The organism is Actinoplanes sp. OR16 (genome assembly GCF_004001265.1).
Classification (GTDB): domain Bacteria; phylum Actinomycetota; class Actinomycetes; order Mycobacteriales; family Micromonosporaceae; genus Actinoplanes.
This window is the reverse complement of record NZ_AP019371.1, coordinates 8,684,232-8,698,606: the sequence shown is the minus strand read 5'-3', so window position 1 is coordinate 8,698,606 and position 14,375 is coordinate 8,684,232. Positions and strand designations below refer to the sequence as shown.

The 14,375-nt window shown below is 72.9% G+C and carries 13 protein-coding genes; 7 read left to right on the top strand and 6 right to left on the bottom strand.

Translation table 11 applies throughout. The features are described 5' to 3' along the window. Positions 1-54 precede the first annotated feature (54 nt). Positions 55-624, bottom strand: coding sequence for a hypothetical protein (locus EP757_RS40035; protein ID WP_127553535.1), 570 nt, complete (start codon positions 622-624; stop codon positions 55-57). A 159-nt stretch (positions 625-783) separates the two neighbouring features. On the opposite strand from EP757_RS40035, the gene EP757_RS40030 reads away from it, so the two are divergent. After that, positions 784-2,814, top strand: coding sequence for an MFS transporter (locus tag EP757_RS40030; protein WP_127553534.1), 2,031 nt, complete (start codon positions 784-786; stop codon positions 2,812-2,814). On the opposite strand, the gene EP757_RS40025 is transcribed toward EP757_RS40030, so the two are convergent. After that, complete coding sequence (locus EP757_RS40025; RefSeq protein ID WP_127553533.1) at positions 2,815-3,633, bottom strand: class I SAM-dependent methyltransferase; 819 nt, start codon at positions 3,631-3,633, stop codon at positions 2,815-2,817. Positions 3,634-3,680: 47 nt separating this feature from the next. Here EP757_RS40025 and EP757_RS40020 point away from each other — a divergent pair, with 47 nt between their 5' ends. Beyond that, on the top strand, positions 3,681-4,241 hold the full coding sequence (locus tag EP757_RS40020; protein ID WP_127553532.1) for a helix-turn-helix domain-containing protein: 561 nt from the start codon (positions 3,681-3,683) through the stop codon (positions 4,239-4,241). Here the strand turns inward: EP757_RS40020 and EP757_RS40015 are convergent. From EP757_RS40015 to EP757_RS40005, 3 genes are read right to left on the bottom strand one after another with little or no spacing between them, the layout of a single operon-like run. Further along, entirely contained in the window at positions 4,230-5,243 is a 1,014-nt protein-coding gene (locus tag EP757_RS40015) for a LacI family DNA-binding transcriptional regulator (protein WP_127553531.1), read from the bottom strand. The genes EP757_RS40020 and EP757_RS40015 overlap by 12 nt on opposite strands. 16 nt (positions 5,244-5,259) lie before the next feature. Further along, positions 5,260-6,246 carry a type I glyceraldehyde-3-phosphate dehydrogenase gene (gap, locus tag EP757_RS40010; RefSeq protein WP_127553530.1) on the bottom strand — a complete coding sequence of 329 codons (987 nt, stop codon included), beginning with the start codon at positions 6,244-6,246 and terminating at the stop codon, positions 5,260-5,262. Positions 6,247-6,293: 47 nt separating this feature from the next. After that, positions 6,294-7,283, bottom strand: coding sequence for a GlxA family transcriptional regulator (locus EP757_RS40005; protein ID WP_127553529.1), 990 nt, complete (start codon positions 7,281-7,283; stop codon positions 6,294-6,296). Positions 7,284-7,480: 197 nt separating this feature from the next. On the opposite strand from EP757_RS40005, the gene EP757_RS40000 reads away from it, so the two are divergent. Beyond that, positions 7,481-8,491 (top strand): LacI family DNA-binding transcriptional regulator, encoded by a 1,011-nt coding sequence (locus EP757_RS40000; RefSeq protein ID WP_127553528.1) that lies wholly within the window; start codon positions 7,481-7,483, stop codon positions 8,489-8,491. Here EP757_RS40000 and EP757_RS39995 read toward each other — a convergent pair. Continuing rightward, positions 8,488-9,861 (bottom strand): serine/threonine-protein kinase, encoded by a 1,374-nt coding sequence (locus tag EP757_RS39995; RefSeq protein ID WP_127553527.1) that lies wholly within the window; start codon positions 9,859-9,861, stop codon positions 8,488-8,490. The genes EP757_RS40000 and EP757_RS39995 overlap by 4 nt on opposite strands. A 159-nt stretch (positions 9,862-10,020) precedes the next feature. On the opposite strand from EP757_RS39995, the gene EP757_RS43125 reads away from it, so the two are divergent. The 4 genes from EP757_RS43125 to EP757_RS39975 all read left to right on the top strand — a co-directional run bounded on the left by EP757_RS43125 (position 10,021) and on the right by EP757_RS39975 (position 14,349). Continuing rightward, positions 10,021-10,638 (top strand): hypothetical protein, encoded by a 618-nt coding sequence (locus tag EP757_RS43125; protein ID WP_160166017.1) that lies wholly within the window; start codon positions 10,021-10,023, stop codon positions 10,636-10,638. Between the two features lie 62 nt (positions 10,639-10,700). Continuing rightward, entirely contained in the window at positions 10,701-12,974 is a 2,274-nt protein-coding gene (locus EP757_RS39985; RefSeq protein ID WP_127553526.1) for a bifunctional diguanylate cyclase/phosphodiesterase, read from the top strand. A gap of 26 nt (positions 12,975-13,000) precedes the next feature. Continuing rightward, a complete protein-coding gene (locus tag EP757_RS39980; protein ID WP_127553525.1) occupies positions 13,001-13,504 on the top strand; it encodes a hypothetical protein in 504 nt (167 codons plus the stop codon). Beyond that, on the top strand, positions 13,501-14,349 hold the full coding sequence (locus tag EP757_RS39975; RefSeq protein WP_127553524.1) for a hypothetical protein: 849 nt from the start codon (positions 13,501-13,503) through the stop codon (positions 14,347-14,349). Before EP757_RS39980 ends, EP757_RS39975 begins: the two co-directional genes overlap by 4 nt. Positions 14,350-14,375: the final 26 nt, after the last annotated feature.

Sequence of the window (14,375 nt, the reverse complement as noted above, 5' to 3'; positions counted from 1 at the left end):
GACTTCCCGGACCGCCGGGAGGCGTTCAGCGTCGCACGCTTCCCGGCGGGTCCTCTAATCCGCGTCCAGCAGTCCGTCCAGGCCCGGCTTCGACGCTTCCCGGGCTTGGCGTACGTCGTGCTCCACGATCCTGGTCTCCTCGGCGAGGACCTCGGCAGCCACCTCGGCCACGTGCGCCTCCTGCCGGACCTGAGCGGTCTCGGCGAGCGCCCGGTCGTACTCCTCCCGGGCTTGATCCACACCCCGCGGATCCAATCCGGACGTGCCGGCGTGCTCCCAGATCGTGTTCAGTTGCGTGACGTTCAGATCACCTCTCCGGTACGCGTCCAGCGCCGCCCGCTGCACCAGGTGATTCCCCGGCTCGGAGCGCACCTCCCACTGCGCCGCCAGATAGCGTTGCTCCGCTTCGGAACTGGCCTGCTCGGCGTGCTCCGCCCGATGCCGTGCCTCGTCGGCGGCCACCACCGCCCGCTCGGCCGCGGCCCGGATCGCCTCCGCGTCGGCCACCAGTTCCTCGTCCACTTCGTCGGTCGTCTCGGGTCCCGGCTGCCGTCCCTTGCTGATCGCCCAGCCACCCAGCAGGGCGGCGAGAACCACGACGGCAGCGACGAGGGTCCATCCCATCCGGTCGATCCCTCCTTTCGTCCGACCGTATGGTGATCATCCGACGCTCGCCACTCGGCGGTGGAATCGCGCGCGAAGCCCACAGTCGGGTAGCGTCTCCCGCCGCGCGTAACACCCGCGTGGTAGAAAGCCCGACGACTTCGAAGAATGGGGCTCGGCGTGAAGCAGCTCAACGACCTGATCGCGGACTTCTGGGCGGACTATGCCGCAGTGGTCCTGCTCGGCGGTGGTCTGCTCGGCGTGATCGCCCTGATCGGGCTGTTCATCTGGGCCAAGAAGTCGCAGAAGCCGCTGCGCCCGGTCGCGCTCGCGTTCAGCATGAACCTGGCGCTGCTGCTCAACGCCGAGGGCATGTGGGTCATCGCGGTCGACCAGCTCAAACTGCCGAAGATCTTCGCGGTGCTGGTCTTCGCGGTCTTCGAGATCTGCTTCCTCACCGCGACGTCGCTCGCCGCCGAGCAGTACCGGCGGACCACTGTCTACGGGCCGGACGGGAAGATCCTCACGCCGGGTCACCCCGGTCCGATGCTCTACATCGCCGCGCTGATCGCCGCGATCTCCGGCATCATCGTCGCGAGCAACGCGGTCACCGGCACCGAGAAGCTCCTCCGCCTCGCCGTCCCCTGTGTGATCTTCCTGATGTGGTGGGCCGCGCTCACCGCCGCCGGTCAGCGGGTGCGCCGTGGCCGCTTCGCCTACAGTCCGCGCCGGATGGCCGAGCGCTGGGGCTGGCTCATCCCGGACGACGACCCCGACCTGGTCCGGATGGCCTCCGAGCGCCAGGTACGCCGGATGGTCGTCAACTACCACCGGGTCAGCGGTAACCGGTGGCCCCGGGCGTGGTGGAAATCGCGGCTGCTCAAGGACGCCCGTACCGCCGGTGAGCCGGTGGTGGCCGATGTCATCCAGCAACTGGCCCGCATCCAGCGCGTGATGGACCTGCTGGTTCCCGGCGGTCTCCAGGTCGCCGCTCCGGTCGTTCCTCAGGAGGACGCCGCCGCGCTGCTCGCCCAGCCCGCCCCGGGTTCGCGCCGGGACGACCTGCCGGAGGGGCCCGGCGGTCCGGGACGGCCGGTTCCGGGTCCGGTCTCGCCGGCCGCTCCTCAGGTCCAGTTCGTGCAGCCGGTCGTCGCCGACGCCCCCGACGACCTCGTGACCGAGGCGCTGGCCGAGGCTCTCGCGGCTCAGCGCGGGGGGTCGGTGGGGGTGCCGATTCCGCGCCGGGCCGCTGAGGATGTTCCCGAGGGCCCGGCCACGGTTCCGGTCGCCGCGACGGTCGTTCGTGGTCCCACCGTGCCCGCTGTCTCCGGTCCCGTCGACGGCTACGACCGCCCTGCCGGGTACGGCTACGACCGTGGCCCGATCCCACCCGCGGTGAACGGCAACGGCAACGGGGCCGCACCGATCGCTCCGGTGGCCGCTGAGAACGGCGCCGCTCCGGTCTCACCGGCTCCTGCCATCCCGGCGTGGGCCGCGATCGGCACCGGCGCCCGCCCGGCGGTCAGCATCGTCGGATCGCCGTGGTGGCGTCTCGCCGTGGACCGGCTCAGCAAGCAGGTGGCCGAGGAGATCAGCGTCGAGGACCTGCCCGACATGACCTACCCCCGGATCACCGAGCTGGCCCGCAACCTGGCGGCCCGCAACACCGAACTCGGCGAAGGCGTCGTGAAGGCCTTCGTGAACGACTACATCCGTGAGCTGAACGGCGAGTACGGCGAGGTCGCCTACCCCTGGCGCGACTTCCTCCCGCCCCCGGCCACGGCGGCGCCCGGTTCCGGCGCGTGGCAGGCCGCGCTGGAGGAACTGCGTACCGCGCTGGAGGAGGAACTCAGCCAGGGCGTGCCGGCCGACCCGTACGAGCTGACCGAACTCCTCCTCCCCAGCGCGCCGCGTCTCGACGAGGAGACGATCCGCACGTTCATCGGCGACTACCTGCTCGCGTTGAGCGGCCAGGCCGGTTCGGGCAGCAACCAGCCGTGGCAGCACCTGCTGCCGCGCCCGCAGAGCGCCCGTTCCGCCACCGACGAGGAGATCCTGGGCGCGTACGGCGGCCAGCTCGAGGAGTACCTCGCCGCCAACGGCCGGATCACCCGCAACCGCGTGCAGTCGATCACCGGCATCAAGAGCCGCCTCCAGGCCGACCGCATCAAGGCGATCCTGGAGGAGCGCGCGGGCGTGCCGATCAGCTGATCAGCGCGCTATCCAGACGTCCCGGGTGCTGCGGAGGGTGAGGTCCGGCCGGGCCGTGAGGGAACCGGGCCGGAGGAGGTCGTCCAGGGCGGCGCGGTCGGCCGGAGTCAGGCGCCCGGCAAGGGTCGCCTGATAGCGGCCCAGGATCGTCGAGGCGTAGCGCAGCGCGTTGCCGGGCAGGGGTGCGGGGATCTCGACGGTCAGGGCGCGGTCCTCCAGCTGGGTGAAGCCGGCTGCGGTGAGCCGGGCCGGCCAGTCCGAGCCCAGGTGGGGGAGGTGCTCGGCCTTCGCCGCGGACGCCGCGGCCAGGCAGCGGTCCTCCAGGCCGTCCGCGAAACCGGGCGGGAGGAAGCGGGGCATGTCCTCCATCTCGATCATCGCGAACAGGCCGCCGGGAGCGAGAGTCGCGCGGATGTCGCGGAGCACCCGGTCCGGGTCGGCCATGTGGTGCATCGAGGAGGACGCCCAGATCACGTCGGCCCGCGGGAGGTCCGGCCAGCCCTCGTCGAGATCCGCCCGGAGGGGAGTGATCCGGTCGGCGAGGTCGTGGCGGGCGGCGACGGCGAGCAGGTGGTCCAGCATCGCGTCGTCGGTGTCCACGGCCGTGACGGTCGCCGACGGGAAACGGCTGAGCAGGGCGAACGTGCCTGTCCCGGTGCCGGCGCCGATGTCCAGGACGGTGCGGACCGGGTGGTCGCGGAGACGGTCGGCCAGGTGCGCGGTCAGGGCTTCGATCTGAGGGCGGGCCACCTCGGCGTCCAGATCCAGAACGTTCTTCAGGGTCTGGTCGCCGTGACTGTGGGCTTCGTGGTGATGCATGAGTCGACGATACGAGGGGATTGCGGCAAGCGCATACAATCTTGCGTATGACGCAAGACGCTGAGGTGGATGCTCTGGTTCGGGCGCGGATCCGGGGACTGCGGATCGCCCGGGGGTGGTCACTGGACGAGCTGGCGGCGCGGTGCTATCTGAGCCCGTCCACCCTCAGCCGGATCGAGACCGGTCATCGGCGGATCGGGCTGGATCAGCTCACCGCCATCGCGCGGGCGCTCGGGGCGAGCCTCGACGCGCTCGTCGAGACGGCCGGCGAGGAGGTGGTGATCAAGCCGCATCACCATCCGGAGCGGGGGATCACCACGTGGGTGCTCAACCACGAGCCGGGCCGGCAGGGGATGACCGTGTCACGGATCCGGGTGACCAGGCCGCCGGAACGCGACGTGCTGCGGGTGCATCCGGGGCGGGACTGGTTCACGGTGCTCTCCGGGACCGTCGAGCTGGTGCTCGGTGAGCGGACGATCCTGGTCGAGGCGGGGCAGGCGGCGGCGTTCTCCACGATGATCCCGCACGCGTTCGGCGCCCGGGGCGGCCCCGCCGAGGTGATCGCCATCCTCGATCACGACGGCGAGAGGGTGCACCTAGACACGTGAGGCAGGCGGCGCGCAGCTGAGCCGCCAGACGATCGTCGCCTCGGCCGGCTCGGTCCGCGGACCCTGGTCCTCGCCGAGCGCCAGCGCCATCGCCCGCTCGCCCATCTCGACCAGCGGCAGCCGGACCGTGGTCAGCGCCGGCGTCACGTCCCGGGCGATCGGCATGTCGTCGAAACCGGTGACCGAGATGTCGTCGGGCACCCGCACACCGCACTCGCGCAGGGTGGCGAGGGCGCCGACCGCCATCGAGTCGTTCAGCGCCACGATCACGGTCGGCGCGGGGTCGGCGTCGAGCAGGGCGGCGGTCGCCTCGACACCGCCGTCCCGGGTGAAGTCGGCGTGCATCACCCGGGGTTCGACGCCCGCCTCGGCGAACGCGCGGCGGAAACCGGTGAGCCGGTCGGTCGTCGTGGTCAGGGTGCGCGGGCCGGCGATCACACCGACCCGCCGGTGCCCCTGACCGAGGATGCGCAGACCCAGCGCGTACGCCCCCGCCTCGTTCGCCGGCAGCACCGCCGAGCCGACCAGCCGGTGCCGGCCGATCACCGCGACCCGGCCGCCGGAGTGCTGGTACGCCGACAGCTCGGCGTTCAGGCGATCGGTGAACGCGTCGTCGTGGTAGCCGGAGCCGGCCAGGATCAGCGCGTGCACCTGCTGGGCCCGGAGCAGCGCCACGTACGCCAGCTCCCGCTCCGGCTCCCGGTAGCTGTTGCAGATCACCAGCAGCCGGCCGTGGTCGGCGGCCTGGCGCTGGAGGCCCCGGGTGATCTCGGCGAAGTACGGGTCCGACACGTCGTGGACGATCACGCCGACCGCCGCGTAGCGAGGCCGGGCCACGTGCTGGGCGTGCGCGTTCGGCACGTAGTGCAGCTGCGCGACGGCGGCCAGGACCCGCTCGCGGAGATCCTCGTTGACCTTCTTCGCACTGTCGTTGATCACGCGGGAGACGGTCGCGGGGGAGACCCCGGCGAGCCGGGCCACATCTGCCAAGGTGACCGCCATCGGGACAGTCTAGAGATTAACTTCGTCCCAGCAGACGCAGCGTGTCCACGACGCGGTTCGCGAAGCCCCACTCGTTGTCGTACCAGGCCACGGCCTTGACCAGACGACCGTGCGCCGAGGTCAGCAGCGAGTCGAAGATGGAGGAGGCGGGGTTGCCGGTGATGTCGGTGGAGACCAGCGGATCCGACGAGAACTCCAGGATGCCGCGCAGCGGTCCGGCGGCGGCCGCCTCGAACGCGCTGTTGATCTCCTCGACCGTCACCGGGCGTTCCACCAGCGCGTTCAGCTCCACCAGGGAACCGACCGGGACGGGCACGCGCACCGAGTAGCCGGTGAGCCGGCCGTTCAGCCGCGGCAGGACGCTGCCGATCGCGGTGGCCGCTCCGGTCGTCGTCGGCGCGATGTTGAGGGCGGCGGCGCGGGCGCGCCGCAGGTCCCGGTGCGGGCCGTCCTGGAGGTTCTGCTCCTGCGTGTACGCGTGGATGGTCGTCATCGAGCCCGTCTCGATCCCCGCGAGGTCGTCGAGGACCGCCGCCACCGGGGCGAGGCCGTTCGTCGTGCAGGAGGCGTTCGAGACGACGTCGTGCGCCGCCGGGTCGTAGTCACCGTGGTTGAGGCCGTACGCGATGGTGATGTCGGCACCCTTCGACGGCGCGCTGACCAGGACCTTGCGGGCGCCGGCCGCGAGGTGGGCGCGGGCGTCGGCGGCGGCGGTGAACCGGCCGGTGGCCTCCAGGGCGACGTCGACGTCCTTCCAGCGGAGATCGCCGGGCGAGCGTTCGCTGGTGACGTCGATCCGGTGACCGCCGACGATCAGGTGGTCGTCGTGGGCGGTCACCTCGGCGGGGAAGCGCCCGAGGGTGCTGTCGTAACGCAGCAGGTGGGCGAGGGTCGCCGCGTCGGTGAGATCGTTGATGGCGACGATCCGGATGTCTCCGTCGTGGAGCGCGGCTCGGAGGACGTTGCGGCCGATGCGGCCGAAGCCGTTGATCGCGATTCTCATGGGTCGAGCATGCTGGGATTCTTATCCCGAAATAAGGTGGCAGAGCGTCAGGCAGCGTCAGGATCCCGCCAGCGGAACGTCCGCCGGTAGTCGGTCGGCGTCGTGGACAGCACCCGCTGGAAGTGCAGCCGCAGGTTCGCCCCGGTCCCCAGTCCGACCCGCGCCGCCACCTGGTCCACCCCGAGATCGGTCGTCTCCAGCAGCGCCCGGGCCAGATCGACGCGGGCGCGCAGCACCCACTGCATCGGCGTGTACCCGGTGTCCTCGACGAACCGCCGCCCGAACGTCCGCTCCGAGACCCGGGCGTGCCGGGCCAGCGTGGCCAGGGTGAGCGGCTCGTCGAGGTGCTTCAGCGCCCACTCCCGGGTCGCCGCGAACAGGTCGCCGAGCGGTTCCGGGACGGTGCGGGGGATGAACTGGGACTGGCCGCCGCTGCGGTAGGGCGCGGCCACGATGACCCGGGCCACGGCGTTCGAGGCCTGTACGCCGTGGTCGCGCCGGATGATGTGCAGGCAGAGGTCGATCCCGGCCGCGACACCGGCCGACGTCAGCACCTGACCCTCGTCGACGAAGAGGACGTCCCCGTCGACCTGCACCTTCGGGTACTCGCGGGCCAGTGCCGGCGCCAGCTGCCAGTGCGTGGTGGCCCGCCGGCCGTCGAGGATGCCGGCCTGGGCGAGCGCGAACGCGCCGCCGCAGATCGAGACCATCCGGGCACCCCGGAAGGCGGCGTCCCGCAGCGCGTCGAGAACCCGCTGGTCGAGCGCACGGGCCGGGTTGCGGGAGCCGGGGACGATGACGGTGTCCGCGGCGGCGATCGCCTCCAGCCCGGCCTCGACGACGAAGCCGAGCCCGTCCCGGCCGCGGACCGGGCCGGCGGCGATCGAGCAGTGGACCAGGTCGTAGGCCGGGATGCCGGGCCGCTGCGAGAAGACCTGCGAGGTGATGCCGACGTCGAGCGGCGAGGCGCCGGGCAGGACCAGCACGGCGATGAGATGGCCGGCGGTCCGTTTCGAGGACGGGGGGTTTGGCGTCACCACCCCACAATGCCGGTAGGCCGCCACGGCGCGGAACTGGCGGACGGGACAGGATACGCAAGGATCTCGCCAAGCGGACTACCCTCGTGACACATATGCACGTGTACCGTGTGTCGGTCGCCTGTGGCGACGCGGAAAAGACGCGTCCGGCGACGCGGAAAAAGGCGCGTCCGGCGACGCGGAAAGGACGGCCGGCGATGCGGGACGAACGGAGCCGCTCGACAGGGCGACCCACGCTGGAGGAGGTCGCGGCCCGGGCCGGTGTCGGCCGGGGCACGGTCTCCCGTGTCGTCAACGGCTCGGCGCAGGTCAGCCCGCGAGCCAAGAAGGCGGTCGAGGAGGCCATCGACGCGCTCGGCTACGTGCCGAACCGCGCGGCGCGGGCGCTCGTCACCCAGCGAACCGATTCGATAGCCCTGGTGATCTTCGAGTCCGGCGAGCGGTTCTTCGCCGAGCCCTTCTTCGGGCGGATCGTGCAGTCGATCTCCTCGGTGCTGGTCGCGCGCAACCTGCAGATGGTCCTCATGATCGCGCAGGCGCCCGAGGAGCGCCGCCAGCTCGAGCAGTACCTCACCCGCCAGCACGTCGACGGCGCGCTGCTGCTGTCGCTGCACGGCGAGGACCCGCTGCCCGGCATCCTGGAGGAGCGCGGCGTCCCGACCGTGCGGGTCGGCCGGCCGATCCACCCGGACGCGCTGAGCTACGTCGACGCCGACAACCGGGGTGGCGCGCGGGCCGCGGTCAACTATCTGCGGGAGCAGGGCCGCCGCTGCATCGCCACGATCACCGGCCCGCTGGACATGGGCGTCGGCATCGCGCGGTACGACGGATACCGCGACGTGGTCGGCGACGGCCCGGCCGCGCGCGGCGACTTCGGCGAGCTCAGCGGCGCCACCGCGATGGAGTGGCTGCTCCAGCAGCACCCGCAGATCGACGCGGTCTTCGCCGCCTCGGACATGATGGCGGCCGGCGCGCTGCGGGTGCTGCGCCGGGCGGGCCGCCGGGTGCCGCAGGACGTCGCCGTGATCGGCTTCGACGACTCGGTGATCGCCCGGCACACCGACCCGCCGCTGACCAGCGTCTACCAGCCGATCGAGCAGATGGGCCAGGAGATGGTCCGGCTGCTGCTCACCAAGCTGGACGGCGAGGACCCGGTCGACGGGGAGACGATCCTGCCGACCCGTCTGATCCTGCGCGGCAGCGCCTAGGCAGCCGCTCCGCGCAGGTCGGTCAGCCGGTCCTGGAGCACCGCCGCCTGCGACTCGGTCAGGCCGCCTTCGCCGAGGCGCTGCCGGACCTTGCGGCTGAGCAGGTCGACCTGGTCGTCGACCTGCGCCTCGGCGCCGCCGTCCAGCTGGCCGAGCAGGTTCAGGAAGTCGAGCGCGACGTCCGGCCGGATCTCGCCGTTCTGCTCGCCCTTCTCCACGGCGTCTCGTACCCGGCTCACCGCGGTGTCGACGGTCAGCGTCGACTTCGGCGTGCCCGTCCTGGTGGCGGTGGCCGGCGGCGCGGGCGCCGGGGTGGTGGCAGCCGGGCTGCTGACCGCCGGGGAGGCGCTCGGCGGCGCCGCGAACTGGGCGTCGTCGCCGGGCCCGTTCACCGTGTTGACCAGCACCACGAACGAGCCCGCCACGACGGCCAGGGCGATGCCGAGGGCGATCCGGCGGCGGTTCAGCGAGGGGTCGCCGGCCAGCCGCGGGACGACCCGGGCGCTGCCGGTCGGCGGGGGCGTGGGCAGCGGGATGGTCCGGCGGGCCGCCGTCGACGGGATCAGCCGGGACAGGGAACGGCGCGCCTCGGCTGCCGACGGCCGGCGGTACGGATCCTCCTCCAGGCACCGGGCGATGAGCTCCCGCAGGCGTTGCGGCAGCGTCTCGGAGAGCTGGGCCGGGCCGTACGCCTGGGCCGCCGCCAGCTCCTCCCAGGTGTCCACCGAGTAGGGCGGCTCACCGGAGACCATCTCGAAGAGCAGGACGCCCAGCCCGTACAGGTCGGTGGCGGGCTCGGCGGGTTTGCCGTCGAGGCGTTCGGGCGCGGCGTACGCCGGTGTCCCGAACGTGGCGCCGGTGTCGTCGTCGTCCGGCTCGCCGGCGGTGGCGCTGATCCCGAAGTCGAGCAGCTTCACCCCGCCCGGGCAGAGCATCACGTTGCCCGGCTTGATGTCGCGGTGCACCACCCCGGCGGCGTGCGCGGCGGCGAGGGCCTCGGCCACGGCCGCGCCGATCGAGACGGCCTCACCCCACGGCATCGGCCCGTCGACCAGGCGGGCCGCGACGGTCTCGCCGTTGAGCAGCTCCATCACCACGAACGGCGCGACCGATCCGTCCGGGCGGACCGCTTCCCGGTAGTCGTGCACGGCGGCGATGCCGGGGTGCGAGAGCCGGGCCGCGAGCCGGGCCTCCCGCCACGCCAGGTGGGCGGCGCGGGTGTCGCCGGCCGGGAGCTTGACCGCGACCGGCCGGTCGAGCAGCTCGTCGGTGGCCCGCCAGACCTGCGCCATGCCGCCCGTCTCCAGCAAGGTGACGAGGCGGTACCGCGAGGCGAGGAGGATCCCCGGGGCCGGCCAGACATCGTGCATGCGAGGACATTCGCGGAGTCCGGCGGGCATGTCAACCGCTGCGGGCACCGAAGGGCCGGTTTGGACGGCAACCGTCCGGCAACCGGGCCCGCTACCGGCCTGAACCCGGCGCTGCGGATCGTGGTCATCACAACAACCGGTCGTAAGGAGTCCACTGTCATGCGTATGCGCCGCACTGCCGCCGCGATCGCCATCGCCGCGGCCGTCACCGTCTCCGCCGCCGGTACCGGCGTGGCCTACGCCGCGTCGCCGTCCGCCGGCCAGGTGTCGGCGGCGAAGAAGCCGGCATCGTCCACAAAGCCCTCCAAGCCCGCGACGAAGACCCCGGCGAAGACCCCGGCGACGAAGACCCCGGTCACCAAGGCGCCGGCCAAGAAGAAGGTCAAGGTGGCCTTCTCCGCCAACGGCACGATCACCGCGGCCGACGCCGCCAAGGGCACGATCACCGTCAAGGTCACCAGCGGCACCAAGGACGTGAAGGGCAAGAGCGTCACGATCAGCGTGCCGTCGTCGCTGCAGATCAAGCTGAACGGCAAGCGGGTCGCGCTGAGCGCCCTGGGCGCCGGCCAGAAGGTGCAGATCACCGGTACCCGGGTGGACGCCGCCTACACGGCCGCCAAGCTCGTCGCCACCGGCAAGAAGACGGTGAAGCCCACGCCGGCCCCGGTGGTCACCCCGACGCCGGCCCCGACGGAGACCCCCGCCCCGGAGGAGACCGAGTCCCCGGAGCCCACCGAGCCCACGGAGACCCCGGAGCCCACCGAGACCTCGATTTAGCTAAGCCCGGGCGGATCTCTGCCGATCGCTGGCCACGATCGCAGAGAACGGGAGACGAGCACATGCCCGCAGCGACCGCTGCCGTCGTCGCCGTGCTCGGCGTCGTGTGGTACGTCGTCTGGTCGTCGGCCGGGGCCGGGCCGGCGGCCGTGGCGTACCTGTTCATGCCGGCCGGGATGCTCGTCGCCCTGGCCGGCCTGCGGTCGATGCGCCGCACGACCCCGCTGCACCCGGTGGCCGGCCGGTTCTGGCGCACCCTGGAGATCGCCTGCTGGCTGCTGACCGCCGGCTACGCGATCCTGGCCGGCGCCGCGTTCCGGTCGTCGCCGGACCTGCCGTTCATGCCGATCCCCTCGGTGGTCCTGGCCGGCGCCGGGATGCTGCTGGCGATGGCCGCGGTGGCCCGGGTGCCGCTCGGCGTCACCGGCCGGCAGGAGCGCGGCAAGCAGGGCCTGGACCGGACCATCGCGTTCCTCGGCTGCGCCACCGTGCTCTGGCACTTCGGCCTCGCCCCGATGATCGACGCGCCGGAGCCGTGGAGCCCGCCGGTGCTCGCCATCGTGCTGCTGGCGTTCCTCTTCGCGACCGGCGGGATCACCAAGGTCTCGTACATCGGCCAGGGACCGGTGGATCGGGCGGCGGTCCGGCTGGTGGCCTGCTCGGGACTGGTCGCGGCGGTCGTCGCGGTGGCGGCGGTGGCCGGTGGCGCGAACGGGCCGGTCCAGGCGCAGGCCCTCTGCCTGCCGCTGGTCCCGGTGCTGGTGGCGCTCGCGTCCCGGCGTCAGCGGGCCGCCGCCGGCGCGCGGGTCCGCCAGGGCAACATCATGCTGCCGTACCTCGCCATGCTCGCCACCGACATCGCGGTGGCGCACGTGCTGTTCGGCTCCTCGCCGCGCTCCGAGACCCGGATCGTGGTGATCGCCTCCCTGCTGGTCACCGGGCTCGTCACGGTCCGGCAGTTCCTGGCGTTCCGGGAGAACACCGCGCTGCTGCGGCGGCAGCGGGAGGACGAGGCCCGGCTGCGCCACGAGGCCACCCACGACCCGCTCACCGGGCTCGCCAACCGGTCGCTGTTCCGCCGCCGCCTCGACGAGACCCTGGCCGGCGAGGAGGCGATGGTCCTCCTCGTCGACCTGGACGACTTCACGACGGTGAACGACTCGCTCGGCCACGACGCCGGGGACGAGCTGCTCGTGGCGTTCGCCGGCGTGCTCGCCGAGGCGGCCGGCCCGGACGGCGAGCCGGCCCGGCTGGGCGGCGACGAGTTCGCGATCCTGGTGGCCGATCCGGCACGTGGCGAGGCCGTGGCCACCCGGGTGATGGCCGCGACGGACGGGCCGGTCGGCGCGAGCCGGCTGCTCGTGCACGTGAGCGCCGGGCTGGCGTCGGCGCCGGCCGGAACCGCGGCCAGCGATCTGCTCCGGGCCGCCGACACCGCCATGCACGTGGCGAAGGAACGCGGCAAGAACAACTGGGTGCGCTACGCGAGCGGCATGGAACGCGCCGCCCAGCAGCACGCCCGTCTCGGCGGTGAACTGCGCCGGGGCCTCGACGAGGGCGAGTTCCGGGTCGTCTACCAGCCGCTCGTCGGGCTCGGCGACGGCCGGATCGTCGGGGTGGAGGCGCTGGTCCGCTGGCAGCATCCGGAGCGCGGCCTGGTCTCGCCCGCCGAGTTCATCCCGGCGGCCGAGCGGACCGGGCTGATCGTGCCGCTGGGCCGGTTCGTGCTGCGCGAGACCTGCCGGCAGGCCGCCGCGTGGATCAGCGAGTTCGGCCCGGAGGCCCTCGCCAAGGTGGCGCCGAACGTCTCGGTCCGCCAGCTGCACGACCCGGACTTCGTCGGTGATGTGAAGGCCGCGCTCGCCGACGCCGGGCTCGGCGCCGAGCGCCTGGTCCTGGAACTCACCGAATCGGCCGTGCTGCGGGGCGCGCAGGTGCTGAGGGTGCTGCACGAGCTGCACGACATGGGCGTACGCCTGGCGCTGGACGACTTCGGCACCGGCGAGTCCTCGCTGAGCCTGCTGCGGGCGTTCCCGGCGGCGATCGTGAAGCTGGACAAGTCGTTCGTCGACGGCATCGAGCTCGGCGAGCCGGGCACCGCGGAGGCCGACGCGCGGCAGGCGGTGGCCCGCGCGGTCGTCCAGCTGGCCGGCGCGCTCGGCCTGGACACGGTCGCCGAGGGCATCGAGAACCAGGAGCAGGCCGATCGCCTGCACGCGCTGGGTTACACCGTGGGTCAGGGGTATCACCTGGGCCGGCCGGTGAGTCCCGCCGAGATCTCCGCGCGCTTCGCGGCGGAGGCCGGGCTTCGTGCGCGAGCGCCGGCAGCTGCCTGATCATTCCGGCCCGATATCGTACGTCGGTGGACGACGCGGATGACGGCACCGGCACGGCGAGATCGCTTGCGGCCCACCTCGCGGACGTCACCTTCGCTGATCTGACCGAGAGCCAGGCGACCGCACGGCTCGTCGACGCGATCGCGGCCTGGGGTGAAGCGCAGGGCTGGCGGGTCTACCGGCGCGCGCCGAGCGTCTTCCCGCTGCCGGCGCCGCTGCGGGGCAACTCGGTGCTCGACGTCGCGTGCGCCCGGCCCGGTGGTCCGCCGATCGCGATCGAGGTGGACCGCAGCGACCGGCAGCGGACCGTGGACAAGCTGCTCGCCGAGGCCGCCGCCGGCCGCCTCGCCATCTGGGTGCGCTGGGGCGCCGGCCCGTTCACGCCGCCGCCGCTGCCGCTGCACCTGGTGACCCGGGAGGCGGTCCGCCGCTCCGGCAAGTGGCACACCGCCGCCGACCTCCCTGCGCCGGAGCACTCGGATCGGTTACCCTCCGGTAACATCGCGGAACTGCCCCTGGAGGATGCATGACCGAGCACCCGTACCGGCTGGCCTGGCGGGTCACCGAGCCGATCCACGCGATGATCTACTTCGTGCCGGAGGCGCCCGAGGCGTACGCGAAGGCGGGCCTCGACGACGCCGGCGCCGCGTACTTCGCCTCGCGTGGCGCGGTCTTCGGCCCCTGCGGCCCGGGCATCGTGACCGCCACGTTCTACAACTTCAACCCGGCCGTGGTGGCCCGGGCGCTCCCCGCCGCCTGGGAGAAGACCACGCCGGCCGCCCTGCTCGCCGCCCGCCACGACGCCGTCACCGCGGCCCTGACCCGGGGACTCGGCGACCTCCTCGACGGCCCCGAGGTCACCGAGGCGGCCGCTCTGGCCCGGATCGCCGCCGAGGCCGCGACCGAGCTGCCGCAGGGCCGCCCGCTGTTCGCCGCGCACGCCGAGTTGCCGTGGCCGGACCGGCCGCACCTGGCGCTCTTCCACGCGCAGACGCTGCTCCGCGAGTTCCGGGGTGACGGTCACGTGGCGGCGCTGCTGGCGGCCGGTCTGAGCGGCCTGGAGGCGGTCGTGCTGTACGTGGCGAGCGGTCAGGCTCAGGAGCGGTTCCTGCGCGGGACCCGGGGCTGGAGCCGGGACGCGTGGGCGGCGGCCCAGGAGGGTCTGCGGTCGCGCGGGCTGCTGGACGGCGACGGGGTCTCCGAGGCCGGTCGGGAGCTGCGGGCCGGGATCGAGGAGCAGACCGACCGGCTGGCCGCGCCGGCGTACGAGGCATTGGGTGAAGATCGTGCCCTGCGGCTCGCCGAGCTGACCCGCCCGCTCAGCCGCACCCTGGTCAAAGCGGGTTTTCTGGCCCCCGGCGGCCTCAGCCGCTGAGAGAATCGGGCCGTGAAAAGTCGCAC

What these genes read in the sequence shown, in the direction of transcription:
- EP757_RS40035 (WP_127553535.1), bottom strand. Translation starts at nt 624, where the DNA reads ATGGGATGGACCCTCGTCGCTGCCGTCGTGGTTCTCGCCGCCCTGCTG.
- EP757_RS40025 (WP_127553533.1), bottom strand. Translation starts at nt 3,633, where the DNA reads ATGCATCACCACGAAGCCCACAGTCACGGCGACCAGACCCTGAAGAAC.
- EP757_RS40020 (WP_127553532.1), top strand. Translation starts at nt 3,681, where the DNA reads ATGACGCAAGACGCTGAGGTGGATGCTCTGGTTCGGGCGCGGATCCGG.
- EP757_RS40015 (WP_127553531.1), bottom strand. Translation starts at nt 5,243, where the DNA reads ATGGCGGTCACCTTGGCAGATGTGGCCCGGCTCGCCGGGGTCTCCCCC.
- gap (WP_127553530.1), bottom strand. Translation starts at nt 6,246, where the DNA reads ATGAGAATCGCGATCAACGGCTTCGGCCGCATCGGCCGCAACGTCCTC.
- EP757_RS40000 (WP_127553528.1), top strand. Translation starts at nt 7,481, where the DNA reads ATGCGGGACGAACGGAGCCGCTCGACAGGGCGACCCACGCTGGAGGAG.
- EP757_RS39995 (WP_127553527.1), bottom strand. Translation starts at nt 9,861, where the DNA reads ATGCACGATGTCTGGCCGGCCCCGGGGATCCTCCTCGCCTCGCGGTAC.
- EP757_RS43125 (WP_160166017.1), top strand. Translation starts at nt 10,021, where the DNA reads ATGCGTATGCGCCGCACTGCCGCCGCGATCGCCATCGCCGCGGCCGTC.
- EP757_RS39985 (WP_127553526.1), top strand. Translation starts at nt 10,701, where the DNA reads ATGCCCGCAGCGACCGCTGCCGTCGTCGCCGTGCTCGGCGTCGTGTGG.
- EP757_RS39975 (WP_127553524.1), top strand. Translation starts at nt 13,501, where the DNA reads ATGACCGAGCACCCGTACCGGCTGGCCTGGCGGGTCACCGAGCCGATC.